Below are 8485 nucleotides of genomic sequence, written 5' to 3' on the forward strand. Positions count from 1 at the left end.
CCCGGCATTTGTCGCACCAAAGACAAGCCAAACCGGGTGGCGCGTGATAAAAAGCACGACCGTTTGATTTTGAGAGAAACCCCATGGATTTGGCATTCACCCCCGAAGAGCTCGCGTTCCGCGACGAGATTCGCACCTGGGTCAAGGACAACTTGCCCGCCGACATTTCACACAAAGTGCACAACGCCATGCGCCTGACCCGCGAGGACTTGCAGCGCTGGGCCAAAATTTTGGGCAAAAAGGGCTGGCTCGGTTGGGGCTGGCCCACACAGTTTGGTGGCCCCGGCTGGTCAGCCATCCAAAAACACCTGTTTGAAGAAGAATGCGCCTTGGCCGGTGCCCCCCGCGTGGTGCCTTTTGGCCCCGTGATGGTGGCCCCCGTCATCATGGCCTTTGGCAACGCCGAGCAGCAGCAGCGCTTTTTGCCCGGCATCGCCAGCGGCGAAGTCTGGTGGAGCCAGGGCTACAGCGAGCCGGGTTCCGGCTCGGACCTGGCCTCGCTCAAAACCCGCGCAGAGCGCGTGGGCGACAAATACATCGTCAATGGCCAGAAAACCTGGACCACTCTGGGTCAATACGGCGAGTGGATATTCTGCTTGGTGCGCACCAGCACCGAGGGCAAGCCCCAAACTGGCATCTCGTTCCTGTTGATCGACATGAAGTCGCCCGGCATCACCGTGCGCCCAATCAAGCTGCTGGACGGCGAATGCGAAGTCAACGAGGTCTGGTTTGACAACGTCGAAGTGCCAGCCGACAACTTGGTGGGCGAGGAAAACAAGGGCTGGAACTACGCCAAGCACCTGCTGGCCCACGAGCGCACCAACATCGCCGACGTGAACCGCGCCAAGCGCGAATTGGAGCGTTTGAAGCGCATCGCCAAAGCCGAAGGTGTGTACGACGACCTGCGCTTCCGTGACGAAATCGCCAAGCTCGAAGTCGACATCGTCGCACTCGAAATGCTGGTTTTGCGCGTATTGTCTGCTGAAAAATCGGGCAAGAACTCGCTCGACATTGCCGGCCTCTTGAAGATCAAAGGCAGCGAAATCCAGCAACGCTACACCGAGCTGATGATGCAAGCAGCTGGCCCCTTTGCCCTGCCCTTCATCTTCGAAGCCATGGACGCTGGCTGGCAAGGCGACTTCCCCGGCGGCACGCTGGCCAACGCCCCCCTGGCCGCCAACTACTTCAACATGCGCAAGACCACCATTTATGGCGGCAGCAACGAAGTGCAACGCAACATCGTCGCCCAGACAGTTCTGGGTTAAGGAGATACACACATGGATTTCGATTTTTCTGACGACCAAGAACAACTGCGCGACGCAGTGCGCAAATGGGTGGACAAGGGCTACGACTTTGACCGCCGCCGCGCCATCGTGGCAGCGGGCGGTTTTGACCGCGCTGCTTACGGCGAAATGGCCGAGCTGGGCCTAACGGGCCTGTACGTGAGCGAAGAGCACGGCGGCATGGGCATGGGCCCCACCGAGGCCATGGTGACCATGGAAGAGCTCGGGCGCGGCATCGTGCTCGAACCCCTGACCCAAACCCTGATGTGCAGCGCCGTACTGCAAACCCATGCGCCTGCCGCATTGCAAGCCGCGTGGCTCCCGCGCATGGCCGCAGGCGAAGCCATTGTGGTGCTGGCCTACCAGGAACGCGCTGCCCGCTACCACCTGAACCGCTGCGCCGCACAGGCCAGCGAATCCGGCGGGGCATGGACTGTGAGCGGCACCAAGAGCTTGGTGGCCGTGGGCGACCAAGCCGACGCCTTTGTGGTGCCTGCCACCGTGAACGGTCAAATCGCTTTGTTTTTGGTGGAGCGCAGCGCCAGCGGCGTGAGCACCCAGGCCTATGGCACACAAGACGGCTCACGCGCTGCCGAGGTGGTTCTAAACAAGGCCCCCGCGCAACTGATCACACTGAACGGCCTGACCGCGTTGGAAGAAGCCGTGGACATCGGCATCGCCTGCACTTGCGCCGAAGCTGTGGGCGTGATGGACAAAACACTGGCCATCACCGTCGACTACATGAACACCCGCAAGCAGTTCGGTGTGAACATCGCCAGCTTCCAGGCCCTGCGCCACCGCGTGGCCGACATGAAGATGCAGCTGGAGTTGGGCCGCTCGATGAGCTACTACGCCAGCCTGAAACTGCATGCGCCTGCCGACGAACGTCGCCGAGCTCTGGCCCGCGCCAAGTACCAGCTGGGTGTGTCCATGCGCTTCATCGGCCAGCAAGCGGTGCAACTGCACGGCGGCATTGCCGTCACCGACGAGTACATCGCCAGCCACTACTTCAAGAAATTGACGCAGCTGGACATGAACTTCGGCGACACCTTGCACCAGCTGGGCGAAGTGTCAGCCCGCATGCAAGAGACTGCAGGCGTGTTCGCCTGAGCTGGCACCACCCCGCTAGAAGGGCCCTACAAGGGGCCCTTTTTTCATGCTCATTCCGCTTCGCGCACCCGCCAAAAAGAAGCAAAGCGTGGCAAACCCGAAGGGGTGCGCTCACGGTACCGATAAGTGACCCAACTGCCCACAGGCGGCGGATCGCGTCGCAGGGCATCGCTCAGGCCCGAGCCCAAGGCAAAACGCTGACCCGAAGGCATTTGCACCAGCAAAGCCCCGGTCATGCCCACCAAACGCCCCTTGCCCGGTTGGTGCCCCACCACCAGCCCCTCTTCGTCCAACTCGGGCTTGAGCTTGAAGAGCGCATCGGTGCGGCCGGGCTGCCACGGTGCATCGGCCCGGTGGAGCATCAGCCCCTCCCCCCCTTGCCCAACCACCGATTGCAAGCGCGCCGTCAAAGCGGCGACGCTTTGCCCCGCTTCTTGCGCCACGGGGATCAACCAAGGCAGCCGAGCCGTTGGCAGTGTTGCGCCAACAAAGTCCATCCGCTCAGTGAATGTGCCCGCATAGGCTGGGGCATCAAACACCCGGTAAGTCACCGTGCGCCAAGCCTCGTCATCTGGCACCGATTGGCGCACCAAGCCCGACAAGCGGTCAAATTGCTTGCGCCCGATCCACAGCTCTCCATCGAGCGCCACTTTGGGCAAAGCCGACAAGAACCATGGCGGAGCCGCGATGACACGGCCACTGCGAAAACGCAAAATGCGCCCATCCCAAACGGCTCGAACACCGTCCAATTTTTCACTGACCTGATAGCCCTTGGGCGATCGCCCTGGAGGCCAAAGCCTGGCCAGCTGGACCTGATTTTGGAATGGCGGCTGTGCCGCAATGGCCCGTGCGCTGGGCACGAGCCAAGGCCCCAACAACGCACCCAGAACCTGCCGCCGCGACAAGCGCGAGCCACTGGTCCCTGAGTCGCCCCCGATCGCGCCTGGCGCGCCTGCTCCTGTCAGCCATGTCTGCATGGTGCACTCCCGATCACGCAAGACACAGAAAATACCGGTCTTTTGTTTTCAAAAGTTGATCATGCGACGGTTTTCAAGCCAAAGCAAGTGCCCGCAACCCGAGCGCAGCTTCAAGCCATCAAGCGCGAATTTTTGGGCACATGCGCCATCAAAAACGCCATTTGATCGCTCAAAATGCGGCGGTTGCGCAAGATGAAGTCTTCCCAAAGGCTGGGGACATAAGGCGTGTAGAGCAAAGGCATCCCGGCCTGCTCGGGCGTTCGGCTGCTTTTGCGGTGGTTGCACGAGCGGCACGCGGTGACCACGTTCATCCAATGGTCCGGGCCTTTTTGCGACACAGGAACGATGTGCTCCCGTGTGAGCACCGCCTCATGAAAATGCCCACCGCAATAAGCGCACACATTGCGGTCACGCACAAAAAGTTTGGGATTGGTGAGCCCCGGCTGCATCTCAAAAGGGTTGATGCGGGGCACGCCCTGGGTGCCGATGATGCTGTTGACGGTGATGATGGACTGCTGGCCTGTGAGCGCGTTGTGTCCGCCATGAAACACCGCCACTTGCTGGCCCACTTCCCAGCGCACCTCGTTGGCAGCGTAATGGGTCACGGCTTGCTCCAGCGAAATCCACGACTGGGGCAGCCCTTGGGCAGAGAGTTTCAAGACCTTCACAAACGACTCCTTGGCACAGGTGCATGGGCACGGACACGGAAACGGGACTGTCTCGATCCTGTCAGGCCAGGCGCCGGGCCTGAAACTGAAGGAGCGGGCTCGGTCACAATATACCCTCTGAATTCCTCAAAACCATGACAAAGGGCAAAAACCTCACGTCAAGGTCCGCACCACAGTCCAACAACACCAGCACCATGAAGGTTTTCCGCGGCTTCCACCACCCCGACTTGGCCCCAGCCTGCGCTTTGACCATTGGCAACTTCGATGGCGTGCACCGGGGTCATCAGGCCATGCTGGCCCTCTTGCGCAGCGAAGCCGCGCACCGGGGCGTGCCCAGCTGCGTCATGACCTTCGAACCCCATCCCCGCGACTACTTTGCCAAGGCCCTGAACAAGCCCGATTTAGCCCCCGCCCGTATTGCCACACTGCGCGACAAACTGACCGAACTCGAGCGCTGTGGGATTGACCAAGTCGTTGTACTGCCCTTTGACGCCCGACTGGCCCGCCAATCGCCCGAAGACTTCATTGAGCAGGTGCTGCTGCAAGGCCTGGGGGTGCGCTATGTGCTGGTAGGCGACGACTTCCGCTTTGGCAGCCAACGCGCAGGTGACTACGCCATGCTCGACGCGGCAGGCCAGCGCCTGGGCTTTGATGTGGCGCGCATGAACAGTTACGAGGTGCACGGCCTGCGCGTGTCCAGCTCGGCCGTGCGCGATGCACTGGTCAAAGGCGACCTGCCAGCGGTACAGGCCCTGCTGGGCCGTCCTTACAGCATCAGCGGCCATGTGGTGCATGGGCGCAAACTCGGACGCGAGTTGGCCGCCACGGCAGAGGGCGCGGGTGATGGCTTTCGAACCCTCAATTTGCGGTTCTCGCACTGGAAGCCCGCCGCCAGCGGCATCTTTGTGGTGCAAGTGCATGGCCTGGCCGATCAGCCCCTGAAAGGGGTCGCCAACTTGGGCATCCGCCCCTCCCTGGACCCGAGCGATGTCAATGGCGGGCGCGTGCTGCTGGAAACCCACAGCTTCGACTGGCCAGCCCATCTGGGCCCGGAGGGGGGCTACGGTAAAATCATCCGCGTGGATCTGCTGCACAAACTACACGACGAGCTCAAATACGACGGTCTGGACGCCTTGACCCAAGGCATCGCCAAAGACTGCGACGGTGCGCACGCCTGGTTTGCATCGCGCCACAGCGAGACACACCGCCAAACCACCCGCGACCGAATTTGACGCGCAAGCGTCCAGGCGCCCCAGCGCCCCACCCTTCTTCGGGCCTGCTTTGGCGGCCTGCCATTTGCTTCCAGCGGCCTTGATGGTCGCGCCCCCGGATTGATCCATGTCTGAACCCACCACCCCGCCGAGCACCGACTACCGCGCCACGCTGAATCTGTCGGACACCCCCTTCCCCATGCGCGGCGACCTGCCCAAGCGCGAGCCGGGCTGGGTGAGCGATTGGAACGACGGGGGTCTCTACAAAAAACTGCGCGCTGCCCGCCAAGGCGCACCGCTGTTCGTGCTGCACGACGGCCCGCCTTATGCCAATGGCAAACTGCACATCGGCCATGCGCTGAACAAAGTGCTCAAAGACATGATCGTCAAGTCCAAGCAATTGGCGGGCTTTGACGCGCAATACATCCCCGGCTGGGACTGCCACGGCTTGCCGATCGAAAACGCGATAGAAAAACTGCACGGCCGCAACCTGAGCCGTGACGACATGCAGGCCAAGAGCCGCGCCTTTGCCACCGAGCAAATCGGCCAGCAGCGTGAAGACTTCAAGCGCCTGGGCGTGCTGGGCGACTGGGAGCGCCCTTACCGCACCATGGACCCGGCCAACGAAGCCGGTGAAATCCGCGCTTTCAAACGCGTGGTCGAGCGGGGCTTTGTGTACCGTGGCCTGAAACCCGTGTACTGGTGCTTTGACTGCGGCTCGTCGCTGGCCGAGTTTGAAATCGAATACCAAGACAAGCAAAGCGACACGCTGGACGTGGCCTTTGAAGCCGACGATGCGGCCAAGCTGGCCGCCGCTTTTGGCCTCGCCGCCTTGCCCGCCGGTCAAAGCGGCTTTGCCGTGATCTGGACCACCACCGCATGGACCATACCCGCCAACCAAGCCCTGAACGCCAACGCCGAGCTGGCCTATGCACTGGTGCAAACTGACAAGGGCTGCCTGGTGGTGGCCGAGTCGTTGGTGGACAAATGCCTGGAGCGCTTTGGCCTGCAAGGCGGCACGGTGCTCGCCACCGCCAAAGGCTCGGCCCTGGGCGGCCTGAACTTCCGCCACCCCTTGTACGACGTGGATGCAGGCTACAAGCGCCTGTCGCCCGTGTACTTGGCCGAATACGTCAGCGACAGCGACGGCACGGGCCTGGTGCACTCCTCGCCCGCCTATGGCGTGGACGACTTCAACTCCTGCATCGCCAACGGCCTGAAGTACGACGACATCCTGAACCCGGTGCAAGGCAATGGCACTTATGCGGCCGACTTCCCGTTGTTTGGCGGTCTGCACATCTGGAAAGCCATTCCGGTGGTGCTCGATGCCTTGCGCAATGCGGGCCGATTGCTGTCCACCGTGACCATCACCCACAGCTACCCGCACTGCTGGCGTCACAAAACGCCCGTCATCTACCGCGCTGCCGCCCAGTGGTTTGTGCGCATGGATGAAGGCGAAGGTGTCTTCACCTCCGACAAAGCGCCCAAGACCTTGCGCCAGTTGGCACTGGACGCCATCGAGCACACCAAGTTCTACCCTGAGAACGGCAAGACCCGATTGCGCGACATGATCGCCAACCGCCCCGACTGGTGCATCTCGCGCCAGCGCAGTTGGGGCGTGCCCGTGCCGTTTTTCCTGCACAAGGACAGCGGTGAGTTGCACCCCCGCACCATGGAGATCCTGGACCAAGCCGCTGACATCGTGGAAAAAGGCGGCATCGAAGCCTGGAGCCGCGTGACGGTGGAAGACATCTTGGGTGCGGCCGATGCGCCCAGCTACACCAAGAGCACCGACATCCTGGAAGTCTGGTTCGACTCCGGCTCCACCTTCCAGCATGTGCTGCGCGGCAGCCACAAAAATGCTTACGGCGTAGCACCCTTCCATGCCGAAGGTCCTGAAGCCGACCTGTACCTCGAAGGCCACGACCAGCACCGCGGCTGGTTCCACAGCTCCTTGCTGCTGGGCTGCGCTTTGTATGACCGGGCCCCTTACCGGGGCCTGCTGACACACGGTTTTGCCACCGACGGCCAAGGCCGCAAGATGAGCAAAAGTTTGGGCAACACCGTCGAGCCGCAAACCATCAACAGCAAAATGGGCGCAGAAATCGTGCGCCTGTGGGTGGCCAGCACCGATTACTCGGGCGACCTGAACATCGACGACAAAATCCTCGCCCGTGTGGTCGATGCCTACCGCCGCATCCGCAACACGCTGCGCTTCTTGATGGCCAACGTGAGCGACTTTGACCCAGCTCAGGATGCCGTGCCCGATGACCAGTTGCTGGAAATCGACCGCTTTGCCCTGGCCCGCGCCGCCGAATTGCAAGCCGACATCCGCGCCCACTTCGACAAGTACGAGTTCCACCCCGTGGTCTCCAAGCTGCAAATTTACTGCTCGGAAGACCTGGGCGCTTTCTATCTGGATGTGCTCAAAGACCGCCTGTACACCACAGCCCCGAAGAGCTTGGCCCGACGCAGTGCGCAAACAGCGCTTTACCGCATCACCCACGGCATGCTGCGCTGGATGGCCCCGTTTTTGAGCTTCACCGCCGAGGAAGCGTGGACCACCTTTGGCGACTCGGAATCCATCTTCATGGAAACCTTCAGCGACTTGGGTGCGACCGATGCGCAGCTGTTGGCCAAGTGGGCGCGCATCCGCGAGATCCGCGATGTGGTGAACAAAGACATCGAGAACTTGCGCGCAGCCGGCCAAGTGGGCGCATCGCTGCAAGCCGAGATCACGCTGCAAGCGCCTGCGGCCGACCACGCCCTGCTGGCCAGTTTGGGCGCAGACATCAAGTTCGTGTTCATCACGTCCAAAGTGACATTGCAGACCGGCGACAGCCTCGCGGTGCAGGTAGCGGTCAGCCAGGCCGTGAAATGCGAGCGCTGCTGGCACTACGCCGACGACGTGGGTCACGACGCCGATCACCCCACCATTTGCGGGCGCTGCGTGAGCAACCTGCACGGCGATGGCGAAACCCGCCTAGTGGCCTGAAGCTGACGCATTCCAAGGACCCGCAAACATGGCCAACAAACTCAAAACCGGCAACCGCCCCAGTCTATGGGTTTGGATGGGCATCGCCTTGCTCGTGCTGCTGATCGACCAGTTCACCAAAGTGCTGGTACTGGGCGCTTTCCAGCTCGGAGACAGCACGCCCATCACCTCGTTTTTCAACCTGGTGCGGGTGCACAACCACGGCGCGGCGATCTCGTTTTTGGCCGGTGCTGGTGGTTGG

Annotated in this window: 7 protein-coding genes; 5 read left to right on the forward strand and 2 right to left on the reverse strand. The window is 61.9% G+C overall.

The window, feature by feature from the left end; genetic code table 11:
* Window positions 1–83 precede the first annotated feature (83 nt).
* Together Q0341_RS05830 and Q0341_RS05835 are read left to right on the forward strand one after the other, a co-directional pair.
* Window positions 84–1265 (forward strand): acyl-CoA dehydrogenase family protein, encoded by a 1182-nt coding sequence (locus tag Q0341_RS05830; RefSeq protein ID WP_299511175.1) that lies wholly within the window; start codon window positions 84–86, stop codon window positions 1263–1265.
* Window positions 1266–1277: 12 nt separating this feature from the next.
* The gene (locus Q0341_RS05835; protein ID WP_299511176.1) at window positions 1278–2393 is read left to right on the forward strand and encodes an acyl-CoA dehydrogenase family protein; all 1116 of its coding nucleotides are present in this window, start codon (window positions 1278–1280) and stop codon (window positions 2391–2393) included.
* 50 nt (window positions 2394–2443) lie between these two features.
* Here Q0341_RS05835 and Q0341_RS05840 read toward each other — a convergent pair whose 3' ends face one another.
* Window positions 2444–3370: a DNA ligase gene (locus tag Q0341_RS05840; protein WP_299511178.1), complete on the reverse strand. Its 927-nt coding sequence runs from the start codon at window positions 3368–3370 to the stop codon at window positions 2444–2446.
* A 110-nt stretch (window positions 3371–3480) separates the two neighbouring features.
* A complete protein-coding gene (locus Q0341_RS05845; protein ID WP_299511180.1) occupies window positions 3481–4038 on the reverse strand; it encodes an HNH endonuclease in 558 nt (185 codons plus the stop codon).
* 194 nt (window positions 4039–4232) lie between these two features.
* Between Q0341_RS05845 and Q0341_RS05850 the strand changes: the two genes are divergently transcribed.
* From Q0341_RS05850 to Q0341_RS05860, 3 genes are all read left to right on the forward strand, one after another.
* Entirely contained in the window at window positions 4233–5270 is a 1038-nt protein-coding gene (locus Q0341_RS05850) for a bifunctional riboflavin kinase/FAD synthetase (protein ID WP_299511184.1), read from the forward strand.
* Window positions 5271–5376: 106 nt separating this feature from the next.
* Window positions 5377–8244, forward strand: coding sequence for an isoleucine--tRNA ligase (gene ileS / locus Q0341_RS05855; protein ID WP_299511181.1), 2868 nt, complete (start codon window positions 5377–5379; stop codon window positions 8242–8244).
* 28 nt (window positions 8245–8272) lie between these two features.
* A partial coding sequence (locus Q0341_RS05860) for a signal peptidase II (RefSeq protein WP_299511183.1) occupies window positions 8273–8485 on the forward strand: 213 nt, incomplete at its 3' end.

The organism is uncultured Limnohabitans sp. (assembly GCF_937889215.1).
Lineage (GTDB): Bacteria > Pseudomonadota > Gammaproteobacteria > Burkholderiales > Burkholderiaceae_C > Limnohabitans_A.

Excerpts from the sequence above, each read along its gene's own strand:
- ileS (WP_299511181.1), top strand. The coding sequence starts at position 5,377 with ATGTCTGAACCCACCACCCCGCCGAGCACCGACTACCGCGCCACGCTG.
- Q0341_RS05830 (WP_299511175.1), top strand. The coding sequence starts at position 84 with ATGGATTTGGCATTCACCCCCGAAGAGCTCGCGTTCCGCGACGAGATT.
- Q0341_RS05850 (WP_299511184.1), top strand. The coding sequence starts at position 4,233 with ATGAAGGTTTTCCGCGGCTTCCACCACCCCGACTTGGCCCCAGCCTGC.
- Q0341_RS05835 (WP_299511176.1), top strand. The coding sequence starts at position 1,278 with ATGGATTTCGATTTTTCTGACGACCAAGAACAACTGCGCGACGCAGTG.
- Q0341_RS05840 (WP_299511178.1), bottom strand. The coding sequence starts at position 3,370 with ATGCAGACATGGCTGACAGGAGCAGGCGCGCCAGGCGCGATCGGGGGC.